Genomic DNA, 16,711 nt, shown 5'->3' on the forward strand with positions numbered 1-16,711 from the left:
AGAGCACTGGGATGCGGTGGCTTGCGGATACCGATTGCTTCGTCGCGATGCTCCTCGCAATGACGAATCCAGGGCGGCGCCTGGCGCGTTACCACCACTTCTCGTACTTCAGCTGGGCCTCGGGAATGCCCCATTCCGCCAGCAGGGCTGCCATGTCCTCGATGAACTCGCGCGAGCCACAAAAGTAGAACAGCGCATCGCGCGGCAGATCCAGCGACTCCAGCAGCGTGTGACTGATGCGACCCGTGTGGCCCAGCCAGTCCTCGGCCTCGCGGGTTACGGTCAGGCTGACATCGATATTCGGCGCCTCCGCCATGGCGGCGAGCTCCTGCGGGAAGAGCACCTCGTCCTGGTGCGCCACGCTGTACACCAGATGCGCATAGACCTCGGGCATATCGGCGTGGATCGCGCGCAGGATGCCGAACAGCGGGGTCACCCCGATGCCGGCCCCCAGCAACACCACGTTCTTCGCCATTCCGGGCTCGAAGTAGAAGCTGCCTTGACCTGGGGTGATATACACGGTGTCACCCTCTTGCGTGACGCTGTGCAGGTAATGGGTCGCGTGGTGATGGTCGGCGTACTTGATGGCCAGCTGCAGACGGCCATCGGCACGCGGTGGCGAAACCACCGAATAACCACCGACAAACGGCTTGCCCTCCGGCTGCGGGACCACCAAGTCCAGCCACTGCCCGGCCTTGCTGGTAAACCGCTGCGGATCTGCGGCCAGGGTGAACACCTTGATCAGCGGGGTGACTTGTTCGATCGTCTCGATGCGGGCCGGCAGAAAGTGGTCGGGCAATTCGACGGCGTGGCTCATCTCGGGTCCTTGGTCTCGTTTTCCGTTCGCCCACCTCGTTCGCGGCGGCGCGCTTCCTGATAAAGGGCCTCCTGGGCATCAAAGTCCAGTTCCCCCAATCCCTGCCCGCGCTCGGCCGCCAGGGCCTCCATGTCCCGAAAGCGGGCCTCGAACTTGCGTGTACTCGCGCGCAACGCGCTTTCCGGATCCACCCCCAGGTGGCGCGCCCAGTTGCTAACGGCGAACAGCACGTCGCCCACTTCCTCGGCGACCCGTTCCGGGGGCTCTCCGTCATCCACGGCGGCCTGCACCTCAGCCAATTCCTCTTGGATCTTGTCGACCACCGGTGCCGGATCATCCCAGTCAAAACCCAGACGCGCCGCGCGCCGCTGACTCTTCATCGCGCGCGCTAGTGCCGGCAGGGCCAACGGAATATCATCCATGGCACTGGTCTGGGCACGCTCTGCGCGTTCACTGGCCTTCCCCGCCTCCCAGGCGGCCTCGCGCTCCGCGTCCGAGCCGTGTTCGGCGTCGGCAAACACATGCGGATGCCGGCGAACAAGCTTGTCCCCGATGGCACGCGCCACGTCGTCGAGATCGAAGCGTCCCCCCTCCTCGGCAATACGGGCCTGAAATACCACCTGGAACAACAAGTCACCCAGTTCGTCGCGCAGCTCGCGGGCATCCCCCGGCTCGCCCTGGTCGCGCGCGATCACGTCGGCCAGCTCGTAGGCTTCTTCCAGGGTAAAGGGGACGATGGTCCCGGCCGTCTGCGCCCGGTCCCAGGCGCAGCCAGAGTCAGGGTCACGCAGACGCGCCATGATCGCGCGCAGGCGATCCAGCGGGCCGAGCGCATCCGGGGAATCAAGCGGGGTGTTGTCGGCCATCGCGGGAGTGTACGAGGTCCGACGGGCGGGAAAAACCGCCCGGCGGATGAACATTCACAACCCTCGGCCCTGCGGGTGGGTCGAGGGTCACGCCGGAATCAGCCCTGCTTATCGGTCTCGCAGAGACGTTGCTTGTCCTCGGGCAGGTTATCCGGGCAGCTGCCGCAGCCCTCGTTGCCGGGCAGGGCCCAGTCGATCTTCTTGGGATAGGGCAGGTCCATTTCGTCCATGATCTTCACGAACTCGTCTTCCGACTTGCCCTTGCCCAGACGCGGATTGCGCATCTTCTCCTGACCGATCGTCGTGATCTGACGCTCTTCGTAGTCGTGCGCGGGATAGACCAGGGTCTCGTCCGGAAGCGTAAAGAACTTGTCATGAATCGAGTGGTACAGGGTCTTCGCGTCTCCCGACTGGAAGTCCGTGCGGCCACAGGCTTCGATCAACAACGCATCGCCCGAGAACAGCATCTTCAGTCCCACGTGATCCATCAGATAGGCGTGGTGGGCATCGGTATGCCCCGGGGTGTACAGCGGATTGACCACCAGGTTGCCCACCTGGAAAGGCTCGCCCTCGCGCAGGCCGAAATCACGGCAGGGGAGCTCGTCCATCGCCGGCCCGCCGACCTTGCAGCCGGTCTTCTCGCGCAGCATCCGCGCACCGGTGATGTGGTCGGCGTGAATGTGCGTCTCGACCACGTAGTCCAGGCTCAGGCCCATCTCCTGCAGTACGCGCAGATCACGGTCCACGGTCTCGATGACCGGATCGATCAGCGCCGTCTTCCCGGTATCGGGGCAACTCAAGAGATAGGTATAGGTGGACGATTCGTCTTCGAACAGTTGCTTGAAGATCATCGTGTTTTCCTCCATGGCCCGGCGGGCCGCAATGACTTGGTTCGATGCTAGCGAGCCGCACAGGTTCAACCCAAACTACCCCGACTTTCCATGCAGGTGTTTCTGGGGAGACGCATGCGCGGCGCGGGCACTTCTGTCCGGAAACCCATCCCGCTATCATGCCCCGTTCACCGACACGCACCAACCAGGGGACGCATCATGGACGCCAATCAAGTGGCCGAACTCATCCGCGCCGGCCTGCCGGAGGCCGAAAAGGTCGAGGTCACCGGCGGCGAGGGCAAATTCGAGGCCCTGGTCGTAAGCCCGCAGTTTGCCGGCATGAACGCGGTGAAGAAGCACCAGACGGTCTACGCGACCGTGCGCAGCCAGATCGACTCCGGCGAGGTGCACGCCCTGTCCATCCGTGCCTTCACGCCTGAGGACGCCCCGAACGCCTAAGGCGTTCGCCACGAGCGCCGATGCTGTCACCCAAGGGCCGCGAGGAGATTGAGCGCCTGCTCGAGGGCGGCCTGGTCCACGACTGGGGCGAGGCCGAGGCCACCCTGCGCAATGTCACGCGGATGCTGCTGACCACCCGACCGGACCTGCTGCGGCTGTATTTCACACCCGAGGCCTGGGAACAGATTACCGGCTGGCCACAGAAGAAGGCGGCCAATGCCATTATCGCGGCACTGCGCACGGGGGTCGCGGACACCCTCGGTCGCCCCGCTATCGCCAATCGCGAACAGGCCCGCTTCTACCTGCTTTGCTTTCAGGACGACCTGACCGAACGCGTCGACGCCTGGTGTCGCGAGCATCCCGAGGAGTGCCCGCGCCGCACGCGCAAGCGCAGTACCGCCCTACCGAGCGAACCCAAGCCGTGAGTAATGCCCCTGTCCTGACCTGCGGCGACCCGGGCATAGGCGATGCACTCGCGGCCCTGCTCGACCGCTACGGTCTACAGCTGAAACGCCACCCGGAACAGGCCCCGCTGCCCGGTAGCTGGTGGGGCGAGCCCGAGGCAGGGATCGTCGGCACCACCGTGCACGTACGCCCGGACACCCCACTCCACTCAGCCCTGCACGAGGCCGGTCACGTCATCTGCATGGATGCTGGACGGCGCGCCAAATTGCATACCAACGCCGGTGGCGATGACCTCGAGGAATGCGGCGTCTGTTACCTGCAGATCCTGCTGGCCGACGCGTTGCCGAATGTGGGCCGCGAACGCCTGATGCGGGACATGGACGCCTGGGGCTACAGCTTCCGCCTGGGGAGCACGAAGGCCTGGTTCCTCGAAGATGCGGCCGATGCGCGCGCCTTCCTGCTGGCCCATGGACTGCTCGACACCGACGACCGCCTGGGTTTCGCCTGCCGCCAGGCGCCGCCGCCGGTTTCCGCGGGCGAATCGGATGCTACACTGGCGCCAATCAAATAATCGCCCCCAAGCCAGCAGGCTTCACTGCGCATCATGCGGCGCCGTAACGAGGGGGAATGGATTGGCACAGCACGGATCGGGAACCGCCCCATGGACAGCACCAGCATTGATGCCCTGCTAAAGGACCTGGACCTGACCTCCAGCCTATCGGAGCAAGCCCGCAACGAACTGGCCCAGGCCTGCGAATCCAGGGAACTGGACGCAGGCCGACGCCTGCGCCCGCAGGATGTCGACGACCGCTATCTGTTCCTGGTACAGGGCCAATTGGTCCGCGTCAGCGGCGGCAATCCGTCCCGCATTACCCTCGACGCGGCCGATCCGGACAGCCCGATGCAGATGTTCGATCACAACATTGGTCAGCAGGACTTCATCATCACCGAGAAGCCCTGCCACGTACTGGAGGTCCCGACAGCCGCGCTGGAAAAGGCCCACAGCGCTTCACTGGTGGTACACGGCACCGATCTGGATGACACCGAAGGCGCCTTTTTCGGCGAGCTTTACGACCTGATCACCAGTAATCGGCTGGAGCTGCCGACCATGCCGGAGATCGCGCTGCGCATCCAGGAGCTGACTAACGATCCGGACGCCGACCTCGACAAGCTGACCGAGGTCATCCAGCGCGACGGCACCATCGCCGGTGCCCTTCTGCACGCCACCAACAGCCCATTGTTCCGCGCCGCCAAGCAGATTCAGTCGGTCCGCGATGCAGTCAACCGACTGGGCTTTCGCAATACCCGCATGCTGGCGATGAACATGGCCCTGCGGCAGGCTTTCAAGGCCAAACACGCCAGCACCCGGGATGCGATGGAGGCCAGCTGGAAATACGGTGCCCTGCAGTCGGCCTACAGCTACCTGATCGCCGACTCGCTGAAGCAACTGGACCGCGAGCGCGCATTGTTGGCCGGCCTGGTCGCCGGCATCGGTGCAGTGCCCATCATTCAATTCGTCGAATTACGCGAGGATCACCCCGACACCGAACGCGTGCAGTCGCTGGTGCGACGCCTGCGCAACCTCGCGGGCGTACTGGTCATCAACTACTGGGATCTCGGCGGGGATCTCGTCACCGTCGCCGAGCACGCTGGAGATTGGACCTACCGCGCGGATCAACCGGACTACACCAGCATCACACTGGTCGCCGAATGGGCCACCCGCCGCGCCGAGGGCGATACCGTCCCTGACGCTTCCGAGGTCGCCGCATTCGAGGTGCTGGGCGTTACCCCACCCGCCCCCGGCGAGCCGATTGCCTTCCTTGAAGAGCGCGCCGAAGACCTGGCGGAACTCCGCGCCATGTTCAACGTCTGATGTCGCGGTGATTGAGGAACGTCTTACCCAGCTACGCCCGCTTACCGAGCTCAGCGCACGAGCCCGGGAAAAGCTGCTGCAACATGCCCGCACCTTGACGGTGGACCCGGGCTTCAAGCTGCATGCACGCGACGAATTCCGCAGCATGATCTTCTTGCTGGAAGGCCGCCTGATCCTGGCCAGTGGCCGCAATTCCGTGATGTTGCGGGGCGGCAGCAGCGAGTCCCTCAGCCCGCTATTCGAGGCCAACGACTATCACAGCCATGCCATCGTGGCATCCCGGTCGACTCTGGCCATGCTGGACCGCAGGGTCTACGAAACACTGGTCGACGATGGCGATCAAGAGAGCGTCGAGGTCAGCGAAATCGAGTTATCCGACCTCGAGGGCGAATTATTCAGCCGCATCTACACCCACGCCTATTCCGGCGAGCTGGCCCTGCCCCAGCTGCCCGAGGTCGCCTTACATCTGCAGCAGGCCCTGAAGAAACCCGACGTCTCCATCGGTGAGGCCACCCGCATCATCGAGGAGGACCCAAGCGTCGCCGGTCGTTTGCTGAGTGTCGCCAACAGTCCCGCCATGGGCAGCCGCCGCGAGGTCGCACGGCTACAGGACGCGGTGGCGCGGCTCGGACTGGAACGCACACGTCAGCTGGTCATGGCCCTGGCGATGCACCAGGTCTTCATCCATCGGGACAGTCCTTATCACGACCTGCTTGAGCGCCTGTGGCGCCGTTCAGCCCGCATTGCGGCGATCAGCTGCGTCCTGGCCGACCAATCCGAGGCCGCCGACCCGCAAACTGCCCTGCTGGCCGGCTTACTGCATCGCGTAGGTGCGCTGCCGGTAATTGCCGAAGTCGCCCGCGCCCACCCAGACCGCAGCTCGGAAGAAGTGGAGCGAGTACTGTTCCGTCTGGAAGGCCTGATCGGCGAACTGGTTGCCCAGCAATGGGACCTGGCATCCGATATCATAAGCGCCATTCGCGATTCTGGCGGCCCGGAGAACCCCGAGGCCCACGCCCTGACCGATATCGTGCGAATCGCCCGCGCCGCTTGTCCGCGGGATGCCGAAGACGACCCGCTCGCCGACCGCATCCCGCTCACTGACCTGCACGCGGTGCAGCGCCTTGGCTTTGTCGTCGACGAAGACGGCAACCTGCCCGCCATCGATACCGCACGGCAGGAAGTCGACACGCTGATCCGCGAGATCGCCTGACTCCGGTTCCGCCCGATCGCCCCATGTATCCGGATGCCCTCCGGCCGCCAAGAGATTCAGGGAAGGTCCATGGAAACTCGAGCCCGCCCACAGCCTGGTGAAAAGCAGCGCGCCGCCGACAAGGTCGCGCGCATCCCGGTCAAGATCAACCCCACGGAACGGCCACAGCGCAAGCCCAAGTGGATTCGCGCTCAGAGCCAGGCGCGTCCCGAGGTGCAACGCATCAAGGGCATCCTGCGCGAGCAAAAGCTGCACACCGTCTGTGAAGAGGCGAGCTGCCCGAACCTGGGAGAATGCTTCGCCCACGGCACCGCCACGTTCATGATCATGGGCGACATCTGCACCCGCCGCTGCCCGTTCTGCGATGTCGCACACGGCCGCCCGGAGGCACTGGACGCCGACGAACCACGCCACCTGGCCGAGACCATCCAGGCCCTGGGCCTGAAGTACGTGGTGATTACCTCGGTGGACCGCGACGATCTGCGTGATGGTGGCGCCGGACACTTCGTCGACTGCATCCGCAAGGTCCGCGCCCTGAATCCGAACACCAAGATCGAGATCCTGGTGCCGGACTTCCGCGGACGCATGGACCGTGCCCTGGACATCATGCATCAGGCCCCGCCGGACGTCTTCAACCACAACCTCGAGACCGTGCCGCGCCTGTATCGCGAGGCCCGGCCCGGCGCGGACTATACCTGGTCGCTGGAGCTCCTCAGGAAATTCCAGGAACAGCACCCGGGCGTCCCGACCAAGTCCGGCCTGATGCTGGGTCTGGGCGAAACTCGTGACGAGCTGCTGGAGGTTTTGCAGGACCTGCGCGATCACGGCTGCGACATGCTGACCCTGGGGCAGTATCTGCAGCCGTCGCGCCACCACCTGCCGGTTACGCGCTTCCTCTCGCCCGAGGAGTTCGACGAACTGGGCGAGCGCGCCCGCGAGATGGGTTTCAAGCAGGTGGCCAGCGGCCCGATGGTCCGCTCGTCCTACCACGCCGACCTCCAGGCCCAGGGCCTCGAAACCGCCTGACCCCTCCTGCCGTTCCCAGCCTCTGGGCCACCATCCCGCGCCCCGAGGCTGGCGCTGGCGCTTCGAGCCCCGGTGATTGCGATGGCTTCGTCCAGCCGCCTGCCATGATGTGGCTGGGCCTAGTTCGTCGTTCGGTGTTTACGGTGCCTTCGGTCCGCATACTGCCCGGCGCTGACTCGCCAGCGCGCCCCGCCCGTTTTTGATCAACAACCGGCTTTCTTGCTTGCCCAAGAAAGGACCCAAAGAAGGGCACCCGGATTTCGCCCGGGAACCTTGCTCCAGGGCTCTCGGGCCGGCGGCGCTGAACTCGCTGCGCGGCGCTCCGCTCAGACATCCAGCGCCTTCTCCCGGCCCGAGAACCCCTCCGCAAGGGGCTCCATACGGGAGGCGAAGGTCAAGACAGAAGGTATTCCGGCTCCACGAAACAACAATGGGCCCTGCCGCCTGAAAGCCCCCGGCGCCCGTGTGCGGGCGCGGCACGCAACGGCCAAAGGCCGAGCGTGCCGAAGATGTCCGAAGACCCAGCCTTCATCCACTGGCACGATCGTCGGGACGGCCGTTGTCTTGACCTGCCTCCCCGTTGTCGTCGCGCCGAGTGGAGAGGGTTTTCGCGGGAGAAAAGGTGCTGGATGTCTGAGCGGAGCCGAAGGCGCAGCGAGTTCAGCGCCGCCCGCGAAAACCCTCGGAGCGAGGGAAACCCCGGCCCGCACAGCGGGCCGGGGTCGCGGCAGTCGGGCGTGTTTCTTGGGTACTTCTTTGCACGAGCAAAGAAGTACCTCGCGGCGCGCTGGCGAGTCAGCGCTCGGCAGTATGCGGACCGGAGGCACCGTAAACACGGAGCCCAATCCAGGACCAGCCACAACATGGCAGGCGGCCGGACATAGCCACCGAAAACACTCGAGGTCGAACCAGGGGGAAGCCTCAGAGCGCGGGACAACGTCCCAGCGCCAGCACGCGGACCAACTCGGGCGGCAACACAGGTTCATGCCGGATGCTCTCAACCTCGGCGGGAAACAGCTGCGCGGTGAGATGTGCGAGCAACTGCTCGCGGACGCGGGCGGCGTCCAGCGGACCGAGCAGCTGCTGCATGGAGGTCGCGGCGAGCCCAGGATAGCCACAGGGATTCATGCGCTGAAACGGCGCCAGGTCCGGGGCAATGTTCAGCGCCAGCCCATGGATGCTGCGCCCATGCCGTATGCGCAGCCCCAGCGCCGCAATCTTGGCCCCATCGACGTACACCCCTGGCGCCTTTTCCCGACGTTGCGCATGGATCCCCCATTGCGCCAGCGTATCGATCACCGCCTGCTCCAGACCCGCGACCAGGCGTCGAACCCCGATCCCCAGGCGCGGCAGATCCACCAGCGTGTAGACGACCAGTTGTCCGGGGCCATGCCAGGTCACCTGCCCCCCGCGATCAATCGCCACCACCGGCGTCGCGCCGGGACCCAGAAGATGCTCGGGTCGGCCATTGCGGCCCTGGGTAAAGACGGGCGGATGCTCGACGCACCAGAACGCGTCCGAGCGGGCTGCATCGCGCTCCCGCGCCTGGAGTTGCATCGCCTGCCAGACCGGGACGTAGGGCTGCGCGCCCAGCAGGCGGACCTCCGGACCAGGCACGAGCGCGTCGGTCACAGGATCATGCGCACCCGGTCGCAGCGGCCCAGCGAGCGGTAAAAGGCGTCCAACTGTTCCTGGCTGGTGGCGGTAAAGGTGATGGTGATGCCGACATAGCGTCCCGCGCGTGAGGCACGCTGCTCGATCACCGCGTCATCGGGGTCCAGATGTTCAGCGACACACCCTTCTACCGCCTCCATTAGCTCGGGATGAGCATCCCCCATCACCTTGACCGGGAATCGGCAGGGAAACTCGATCAGGGTTTCGCGGTCGCTCATGCGGCACCTCCTGACTGCATTGGCTCGCTCGCTGGGGCACCCGGCTTGGCGTTCTGATAGGCCGTATGCACCGCCTGCCAGACCGGACCGGGACGCCCGCCACCCACGGCCCGTTCATCCAGGCGAGTAACCGGCAGAATCTCGCGAGTGGAGCTAGTGAGCCAGATCTCTTCGGCCCGGGCCAGCTCATTTTCGCTGACCGGGCGTTCCGCGACCGCATAACCCAGTTCGCGCGCCAGATCGAGGACCCGCGAACGGGTCACTCCCGGCAGAACGGAAGGCTCCAACGGTGGCGTGACAAGCTGTCCGTCAAGAACCAGCAGCACGTTACTCGCGGCACCCTCGGTTAACTGGCCGTCGCGCAGCAGGATGGCCTCCGCAGCCCCCTGCTCGGTCGCGCTCTGACGCGTCAGGACATTGGCCAGCAACGTGGTGGCCTTGATGTCGCAATGTCCCCACCGTCGGTCCTCTGCGGAAATCGCGGCCACCCCTTCCGTACGAATGCGGTCCGGCAGGGGGCGAATCGGACTGACCATGGCCAGGATCGTGGGTTGTGCGTTCGCCGGGAAGGCGTGATCGCGCGGGGCCACGCCCCGGGTCACCTGCAGATAGACCCCCAGATCCGGGGTCGCAGGGTCGGCGTTGCGGGCCAGCAGTTCCGCGAGCAGCGCGGACCACGCTCCGGCGTCATGGGGATTGCGAATCCGGACGGCGGCGAGGGACCGCTGCAGACGCTCCAGATGTTCGGCCAGGAGAAAGAACTCGCCCGCGTAGCTGGGGATCACCTCGTAGACCGAATCCCCGAACAGGAACCCACGATCCAGGGGCGAGATCCGCACCTCTTCCAGTGGCAGGTAGGCGCCGTTGAAGTAGGCAATGCTCACGCGCAAACCCGAGGCTCAGAAAGGCCAGACTGCCTGAATCGACAATGCAGCGCCGTCCCACAGGCGACGGAAGAACCCACCTGACTCGACCGCCTGCAACGCCACCAGGGGCTGGGTGCTAAGAACCTCGCCATTCAGACGCACCACGACCTCGCCAACGGGATCGCCCACAGCCAGCGGCGCTTCCAGCGGCTGGCGCACCTCCATCGAGGCGTCCAGATTCTCTTCACGGCCAGGCGGCACCATCACCCAAAAATCTTCGGCAAGGCCCACGGCGACTTCAGTATCCGCACCACGATAAACCCGCGGCGTGCCGAGCGCGTTACCCCCGTCGAACAGCTTGCGCGTCGCGGTGAAGCGCATCCCCCAATTCACCAGCGCCTGGGATTCATTTGCGCGCCGCGTCCCGCCCTGCTGATGATCGGACGCCTCGATCCCCATGACCACCGCAACCAGGCGGCGGTCATTCCGCTTGGCCGACGAGACGAGGTTGTAACCGGCGCCCGAGGTCCAGCCGGTCTTCAGACCGTCAAACCCGGCATCGCGCCAGAGCAGCATATTGCGATTGCTTTGCGAGATGTCGTTGTACTCGAAGGAGCGCTCGCTGTAATAGCCATAGAGGTCCGGGTAGTCCCGGATCAGGGCGCGGGCGAGGAGGGCCATATCCTGCGCGGTGGTGTGCTGCGACTCATCCGACGGCAAGCCATGAGGGTTGGCGAAGTAGGATTGGCGCATGCCCAACTCGCGTGCCTGGGCATTCATCATGTCGACGAAGGCGCCTTCGGATCCAGCAACGTGCTCGGCCAGAGCGGTGGAGGCATCATTACCGGACTGAACAATCATCCCGCGCAACAGGTCCTCGACCTCGACCTCCTCACCCACCTCGATAAACATGCGCGACGCCCCACGCATGCCGGTACGCCAGGCCCGTTCGCTCACCGTCACGATGTCGTCCAGCGCCATCCGACCCTCCGTGATCTCGCCGAACACTACGTAAGCGGTCATCAGTTTGGTCAGGCTCGCCGGCTCGCGCTCCACCTCTGGATCACGGGCAGCCAGCATCAGGCCGGAATCGAAATCCATCAGCGCATAACTGGCCGCCGTCACATCCGAAGGCGGACTTGGAATCCCGCTAGGAGTCGTCGGCCCGGAACCGGCCACGGGCAAACGCTCCGCCTGTGCCGACCCCAGCGCAGGCACCAGCATCAGAAAGGCCAGCAGGCAGGTGATCACGAGCGGCAGAAAAGGCATACGGGCGGACGAATTCATGGTGGGGCGGGGCCTCCTGAAGGGGTGAATACGATAGCAGAGTTCGAGGGCACGTCGGGGCACGACAAGAACGTCAACGCCGGCGTTATGGGGCGTCCCGGACCACGCGGTAATCCACATGCGCGGCACCCTGGAGACGATCCGTGATGGCTCGCACCGCGTCAGCGTCCTCCAGTGGACCGATGCGCACGCGATGAAGCGCCGAATCATTGTCGCGCTCCACCGAGGAGATACGCACCGCCTCGAAGCCCAACGCCCTCAGATCATCGCGGACCTGCTCGGCCGACTGGCGTTCCGCGAAGGCCCCGACCTGGACGAAGCGCCCATTGCCGGGTGTGGCGCCATTGGCCCCAGGCGCAGCCGCCGCCAGCTCGGTGGGTTCACGTGCCTCTTGCCTGGATGGCTCCGAGTCTTCGACGGCATCTTCTTCGGCGGTCGACTCCGGTAAGGGTTCGATCGCCGCGATGCGCTGCGAGGACGTATCACCCGGCCCCACCGCTCGTACGCGTACCCGTGCCACGCCGGCATCGGTCATATCGATGCGGTGGGCCGCGGCATAGGAAAGGTCGATGATCCGTTCGTCCACGAACGGGCCCCGGTCATTCACCCGCACGACCACGCGTTTATTGTTCTCCAGGTTGGTGACCTCCACGTAACTCGGCAGCGGCAGTGACTTGTGCGCGGCGGTCATCGCATACATGTCGTACGGCTCACCGCTGGAAGTACGCCGGCCATGGAACTTGGTGCCATACCAGGACGCGAGACCCTCTTCCTCGAAGCCATCGCTGGTCCGCAAGGTACGGTAGCGCTGCCCGAACACCTCGTACTCGGGCGGGTTGCCATAACGGCTCGGCGGCTCGTCGCGCGGCTCGGGCTCCGGGATCAGCGCCAAGTCCTGCGGGATATCGTCCGGATCGGGGTAGCTATCGTAGGCGGCGTCGCCCAGGGGGCGCGGGTCACGCTCCGGAGTGCCGGAACAGCCCACCAACGCCAGCAACACCGCCGCCAGCAGGATGGCCCCGGGCGCGAACCCGGGTGCTCGACTACTCGGCCAGTGCCTCGGCCAGTTGGTGCACGGCCATCGCATACAGCGGGCTCCGGTTGTAGCGGGTAATCACGTAGAAGTTCGGATACCCAAGATAGTACTCGTAGCCGTCATCGCCCTCGAGACGGATAAAAGAATACTGACCATCCTCATCCACTGCCTCATCGGGGTAGATACCGTGCTCGGCCAGCTCATCCAGGTCGAAGCGCGCCTGGTAATTGCGGCTAATCAGGTCCTCGTGGGCATCGCCTTCAACCCGGGCCCGTGCCACCACCGGCTCACCGTGGTTCCAGTGATGCTCGCGGAAATAGTTGGCCACCGATCCGATCGCGTCCGGCCAGGAGTTCAACAGGTCGCGGCGACCGCTCCCGTCGAAATCCACGGCATAGTGGCGGTAGCTGGACGAGATGAACTGGCCACGCCCCATAGCCCCGGCGTAGGAGCCACGGGTCTCGCGCGGATCCAGGTCCTCCTCATCCACCAGGGTCAGAAACTCGCCGAGTTCACGGCGAAAGAAGTCCGACCGTGGCGGGTAGTCGAAACCCAGCGTCACCAGGGCATCCAACACACGGAAACCCCCGGTGTTACGACCGTAATAGGTCTCGATCCCGATGATGGAAGCGATGACGGTTTTCTCGACGCCAAACCGATCCTCCGCCCGCTTCAGCCAGAGGTCATGCTCTTCCATGAACTCGCGGCCGCGCTCGATACGCTCGTCGGTGATAAAGATCGGCCGGTAATCCTTCCATGGCCGCGCCTCGGCGGGACTGGAGATCAAGTCAAGGATACGCTGCTGGGGATCCGCCGCGGCAAACATCGACTCCAGCGCCTCGCGGTCGCGGCCGGCCTCCACCTGCTCGTCGATGAACGCCTGCACCTCGTCACGCTCCAGGTAGGGCGGGTCACCGGCGCGAAACTCGCTCTCGGCCATCAGTGGGAGGGAGATCACAGCAAGGGACAGGCCCAAGCCGGCCTGCAACAGAGCGGGTCGTACAAGGGAGGCCCACAGGGCACTCGGATTCGGGTTCATCGATTCACCAGGCGTTTCTGGGAGGCTATGCTCATGAGAATACCGAAGGCGACCATCAGGGTCACCAGCGAAGTCCCCCCGTAACTGACCAGGGGTAGCGGCACGCCAACGACCGGCAAGAGTCCGGTCACCATGCCGATATTGACCACCATGTAGACCGCAAAGGTCAGGCTGATACTCCCGCCCAGCAGCCGCGCGTAGCGGTCCTGTGCCAGCGCGGCGATCCAGAGCCCCCGCGCCACAATCGCAAAATACAGCAGCAGCAGCAGCGCGACACCAATAAAGCCAAATTCCTCGGCATACACCGCAAAAATAAAGTCGGTGGAGCGCTCCGGAAGAAAATCCAGCTGCGACTGGGTCCCGTTCAACCAGCCCTTGCCATAGAGCCCGCCGGACCCGATCGCGATCTTCGACTGGATGATGTGATAGCCCGCTCCCAACGGATCGGACTCCGGGTTGAACAGGGTCAGCACGCGCTGGCGCTGATAGTCGAGCATCTGCGACCACAGAATCGGGATGGCGGCCGCCACCACCACACCCAACCCCAGGAACCAGCGCCAACCCAGCCCCGCGAGGAAGATCACCATGAAACCGGCGGCCCCCACCAGCATCGAGGTACCCAGATCCGGCTGCTGCATGATTAAGTACACCGGCACCAAAATCAGGGTCACGGTGATCAGCAGATCCCGGATTCGCGGACAACCATGACGTTGCGACAGGTACCAAGCGACCATCATAGGCACTGCCAGCTTCATGATCTCGGAAGGCTGGAAGCGCATAAAACCGAGGTCCAGCCAGCGTTGTGCCCCCTTGCCCACATCCCCAACAAACATGACCGCCAGGAGCAGGAGGATCCCGGCCGCGAACAGCCAGGGCGAGATGGCGCGCAGGGTATGCATCGACACCTGGGCCACCAACAGCATCGCCGCCACCCCCAGACCGATACGCATAATCTGACGCTCCACGGCCAGGACACTCTCGCCGGAGGCGCTGAACAAGACCGCCAGCCCCAACAACAGCAGGATCGACAGCAGGACCAGCAGCACACTATCCAGGCGCAGACTGCGCAGCGCCCACTGGCTGACGGACATCTCGCGACCGGTCACGCTGATCATTCATCCTCCGGGACGTTGATCGTCATGCCGGCATCATCCAACAAATAGGCATCCATCACCTGACGCGCTACCGGCGCGGCCACGCGCCCGCCCGAACCACCGTGCTCCACCAGCACCGCCACCGCGATACGCGGATCCTCGGCCGGGGCATACCCCACGAACAAGGCATGGTCCCAAAGGCGCCGGGCCAGCTCGTCCTCGTCATACTCTTCATCCTCGCCCAGGCTGAACACCTGGGAAGTACCGGTCTTGCCGGCAATGGTGTACGCCGGCCGGGTGCTACCCACACTGCCCCAGGCCGTGCCGTGGCGGGCGTGGACAGCCTCGATCAGAGAATCGTGTATCGAATCCCAATGCTTTTCGTCCACAGTCACCGGATCACGAGCCACCGGAAGCGGATACTCCGGTTCGCCGCTGCCGTTGTCCATGGCCCGCAACAAATGCGGCTGGTAGCGCTGTCCGCGGGTCGCAAGTGCCGCAGTGAAATCCGCCATCTGGAGTGGCGTCGACAGCATGTAGCCCTGACCGATGGCGGTGATCAGGGTCTCGCCCGGAAACCACACCTGGTCATGGGTCGCGCGCTTCCAGTCCCGGCTGGGGAGGATACCCGGCCGCTCGCCAGTGGAGTCGATCCCGACGCGCTGGCCCAGCCCGAAGGCCCCGAGGATCGGCACCATGCGGTCGATCCCCATGGTGTGGGCCAAGTCGTAGAAATAGACGTCCGACGACACCGCGATGGCGCGCGACATATCCACCCGGCCATGACCCTCACGGCGCCAGTCGCGGTAGCGCCGCTCGTGACCGGGGAGCTGGAAGTAACCACGAGCGAACATCTCGCGCTCGGCGGTAGTGACCCCTTCATCCAGCGCTGCCAGGGCGACGAGCGGCTTGATCGTCGAGCCCGGCGGATACTGGCCGGTCAGGGCACGATTGAACAATGGCCGCCGCGGGTCATCGCGCACGGCCGCAAAGTCCGCCTGCGAGATCCCATGAACGAAGGCCCCCGGATCAAAGCCTGGGGCACTCACCAGCGCCAGGACCTCCCCGTTGTTCGGGTCCAGGGCCACGATGGCGCCATCCTGTCCGGCCAGCGCGCGATACGCCGCCTGTTGCAGGTTGACGTCCAGGGTCAGGGTCAAGTCCGTACCCGGTTGCGGCGGCGTCACCGACAGCTCGCGGATTACCCGACCCTGGGCATTCACTTCCACCTGGCGATAGCCCGGCCTGCCGTGAAGCAGGTCCTCGTAGAAGCGCTCGACCCCGCTCTTGCCAATATGCGTTGTACCGGCGTAGGCCCGCCGGTCGATGCGCTGCAGATCCTGCTGATTGATACGCCCGACATAACCCACGGCATGGGACAGCGTGGAGCCCTGGGGATAGAAACGCTGTGGCCGTGCCTCGATCTCGACACCCGGGAGTTCATGCCGCGAGACGGCAATGCGGGCTACCGTCTCGTCATCCAGCCCCGCCTTCAATAACACCGGCTGGAAAGGCCGGCGCTGGCGAACACCGCGGCGGAAGCGCTCGACATCCGCCTCGCTCAATTCCACATAGCCCCGCAGGCGCGCAAGCAGCGAATCCAGATCGCGCACCTGCTCGACGGTCACTTCCAGCTGGTAGGAGGCTCGATTCCCCGCGAGCAACACACCATTGCGATCACGGATCACGCCGCGGGTTGGGGCAATGGGCTCTACTCGAAGGCGGTTATTCTCCGACAGCGTGGTGAAGTGGGAATGGGCGCCCACTTGCAGACCTGACAGCCGCCAGCCCAGTGCCAGAACGATCGCTAACAGGACCACCAGAGCCAGCAGGATGCGCACGACAAAGCGTTCACGATCCTGCTGTTCTTCACCGTAGGCGTCGCGTTCCGCCATCTCAGTGGTTCAGACCACCACGATGAGCGCGGCTGACGACCGCCCACACGCAAGCCGAGCCGGCCCACAGGTCCGGCCCGGCTTGCGTCGGCCGCTGAATACAGCGGGGGGCG

General features: G+C 64.9%; 17 protein-coding genes and 1 pseudogene. 6 read left to right on the forward strand and 12 right to left on the reverse strand.

All coding sequences use genetic code 11. From position 1 onward, the window contains the following. Positions 1 to 88: 88 nt before the first annotated feature. The 3 genes from D002_RS0102495 to D002_RS0102505 are packed head-to-tail and all read right to left on the reverse strand — an operon-like array spanning position 89 to position 2,534. Positions 89 to 817, reverse strand: a complete 729-nt coding sequence (locus D002_RS0102495; protein WP_018140329.1) for a ferredoxin--NADP reductase — start codon at positions 815 to 817, stop codon at positions 89 to 91. Next, positions 814 to 1,737 carry a nucleoside triphosphate pyrophosphohydrolase gene (gene mazG / locus D002_RS0102500; RefSeq protein WP_018140330.1) on the reverse strand — a complete coding sequence of 308 codons (924 nt, stop codon included), beginning with the start codon at positions 1,735 to 1,737 and terminating at the stop codon, positions 814 to 816. The genes D002_RS0102495 and mazG overlap by 4 nt, the downstream gene beginning before the upstream one ends. Positions 1,738 to 1,781: 44 nt before the next feature. Next, positions 1,782 to 2,534 carry an MBL fold metallo-hydrolase gene (locus tag D002_RS0102505; RefSeq protein WP_026181461.1) on the reverse strand — a complete coding sequence of 251 codons (753 nt, stop codon included), beginning with the start codon at positions 2,532 to 2,534 and terminating at the stop codon, positions 1,782 to 1,784. 198 nt (positions 2,535 to 2,732) lie between these two features. Between D002_RS0102505 and D002_RS0102510 the strand changes: the two genes are divergently transcribed. From D002_RS0102510 to lipA, 6 genes are all read left to right on the forward strand, one after another. After that, entirely contained in the window at positions 2,733 to 2,972 is a 240-nt protein-coding gene (locus tag D002_RS0102510; protein ID WP_018140332.1) for a BolA family protein, read from the forward strand. Between the two features lie 20 nt (positions 2,973 to 2,992). Further along, complete coding sequence (locus D002_RS0102515) at positions 2,993 to 3,397, forward strand: hypothetical protein (protein ID WP_018140333.1); 405 nt, start codon at positions 2,993 to 2,995, stop codon at positions 3,395 to 3,397. Beyond that, positions 3,394 to 3,948: a hypothetical protein gene (locus D002_RS0102520; protein ID WP_018140334.1), complete on the forward strand. Its 555-nt coding sequence runs from the start codon at positions 3,394 to 3,396 to the stop codon at positions 3,946 to 3,948. The genes D002_RS0102515 and D002_RS0102520 overlap by 4 nt, the downstream gene beginning before the upstream one ends. 90 nt (positions 3,949 to 4,038) lie before the next feature. After that, positions 4,039 to 5,250 carry an HDOD domain-containing protein gene (locus tag D002_RS0102525; protein WP_018140335.1) on the forward strand — a complete coding sequence of 404 codons (1,212 nt, stop codon included), beginning with the start codon at positions 4,039 to 4,041 and terminating at the stop codon, positions 5,248 to 5,250. Between the two features lie 7 nt (positions 5,251 to 5,257). Continuing rightward, positions 5,258 to 6,463: an HDOD domain-containing protein gene (locus tag D002_RS0102530; RefSeq protein ID WP_018140336.1), complete on the forward strand. Its 1,206-nt coding sequence runs from the start codon at positions 5,258 to 5,260 to the stop codon at positions 6,461 to 6,463. A 69-nt stretch (positions 6,464 to 6,532) separates the two neighbouring features. Further along, on the forward strand, positions 6,533 to 7,489 hold the full coding sequence (gene lipA / locus D002_RS0102535) for a lipoyl synthase (protein WP_018140337.1): 957 nt from the start codon (positions 6,533 to 6,535) through the stop codon (positions 7,487 to 7,489). 326 nt (positions 7,490 to 7,815) lie between these two features. Here the strand turns inward: lipA and D002_RS13930 are convergent. The 9 genes and pseudogenes from D002_RS13930 to mrdA form a co-directional block, all read right to left on the reverse strand. Further along, positions 7,816 to 8,021: pseudogene (locus tag D002_RS13930) on the reverse strand (hypothetical protein). A gap of 389 nt (positions 8,022 to 8,410) precedes the next feature. Then, on the reverse strand, positions 8,411 to 9,121 hold the full coding sequence (lipB, locus tag D002_RS0102540; protein ID WP_018140338.1) for a lipoyl(octanoyl) transferase LipB: 711 nt from the start codon (positions 9,119 to 9,121) through the stop codon (positions 8,411 to 8,413). Then, positions 9,118 to 9,381 carry a YbeD family protein gene (locus D002_RS0102545; RefSeq protein ID WP_018140339.1) on the reverse strand — a complete coding sequence of 88 codons (264 nt, stop codon included), beginning with the start codon at positions 9,379 to 9,381 and terminating at the stop codon, positions 9,118 to 9,120. Before D002_RS0102545 ends, lipB begins: the two co-directional genes overlap by 4 nt. After that, positions 9,378 to 10,265, reverse strand: a complete 888-nt coding sequence (locus D002_RS0102550) for a D-amino acid aminotransferase (protein WP_026181462.1) — start codon at positions 10,263 to 10,265, stop codon at positions 9,378 to 9,380. The genes D002_RS0102545 and D002_RS0102550 overlap by 4 nt, the downstream gene beginning before the upstream one ends. Before the next feature lie 15 nt (positions 10,266 to 10,280). Then, positions 10,281 to 11,534: a D-alanyl-D-alanine carboxypeptidase family protein gene (locus D002_RS0102555; protein ID WP_026181463.1), complete on the reverse strand. Its 1,254-nt coding sequence runs from the start codon at positions 11,532 to 11,534 to the stop codon at positions 10,281 to 10,283. Positions 11,535 to 11,619: 85 nt separating this feature from the next. After that, positions 11,620 to 12,621, reverse strand: coding sequence for a septal ring lytic transglycosylase RlpA family protein (locus D002_RS0102560; RefSeq protein WP_018140342.1), 1,002 nt, complete (start codon positions 12,619 to 12,621; stop codon positions 11,620 to 11,622). Next, positions 12,578 to 13,609 carry a lytic murein transglycosylase B gene (gene mltB / locus D002_RS0102565; RefSeq protein WP_018140343.1) on the reverse strand — a complete coding sequence of 344 codons (1,032 nt, stop codon included), beginning with the start codon at positions 13,607 to 13,609 and terminating at the stop codon, positions 12,578 to 12,580. The genes D002_RS0102560 and mltB overlap by 44 nt, the downstream gene beginning before the upstream one ends. Continuing rightward, positions 13,606 to 14,724: a rod shape-determining protein RodA gene (gene rodA, locus D002_RS0102570; RefSeq protein ID WP_018140344.1), complete on the reverse strand. Its 1,119-nt coding sequence runs from the start codon at positions 14,722 to 14,724 to the stop codon at positions 13,606 to 13,608. The genes mltB and rodA overlap by 4 nt, the downstream gene beginning before the upstream one ends. After that, a complete protein-coding gene (gene mrdA / locus D002_RS0102575) occupies positions 14,721 to 16,598 on the reverse strand; it encodes a penicillin-binding protein 2 (protein ID WP_018140345.1) in 1,878 nt (625 codons plus the stop codon). The genes rodA and mrdA overlap by 4 nt, the downstream gene beginning before the upstream one ends. Between the last annotated feature and the right edge of the window lie 113 nt (positions 16,599 to 16,711).

Origin of the sequence: Thioalkalivibrio sp. ALJ7 (assembly GCF_000376865.1) — a bacterium.
In the GTDB taxonomy this organism is placed as follows: domain Bacteria; phylum Pseudomonadota; class Gammaproteobacteria; order Ectothiorhodospirales; family Ectothiorhodospiraceae; genus Thioalkalivibrio.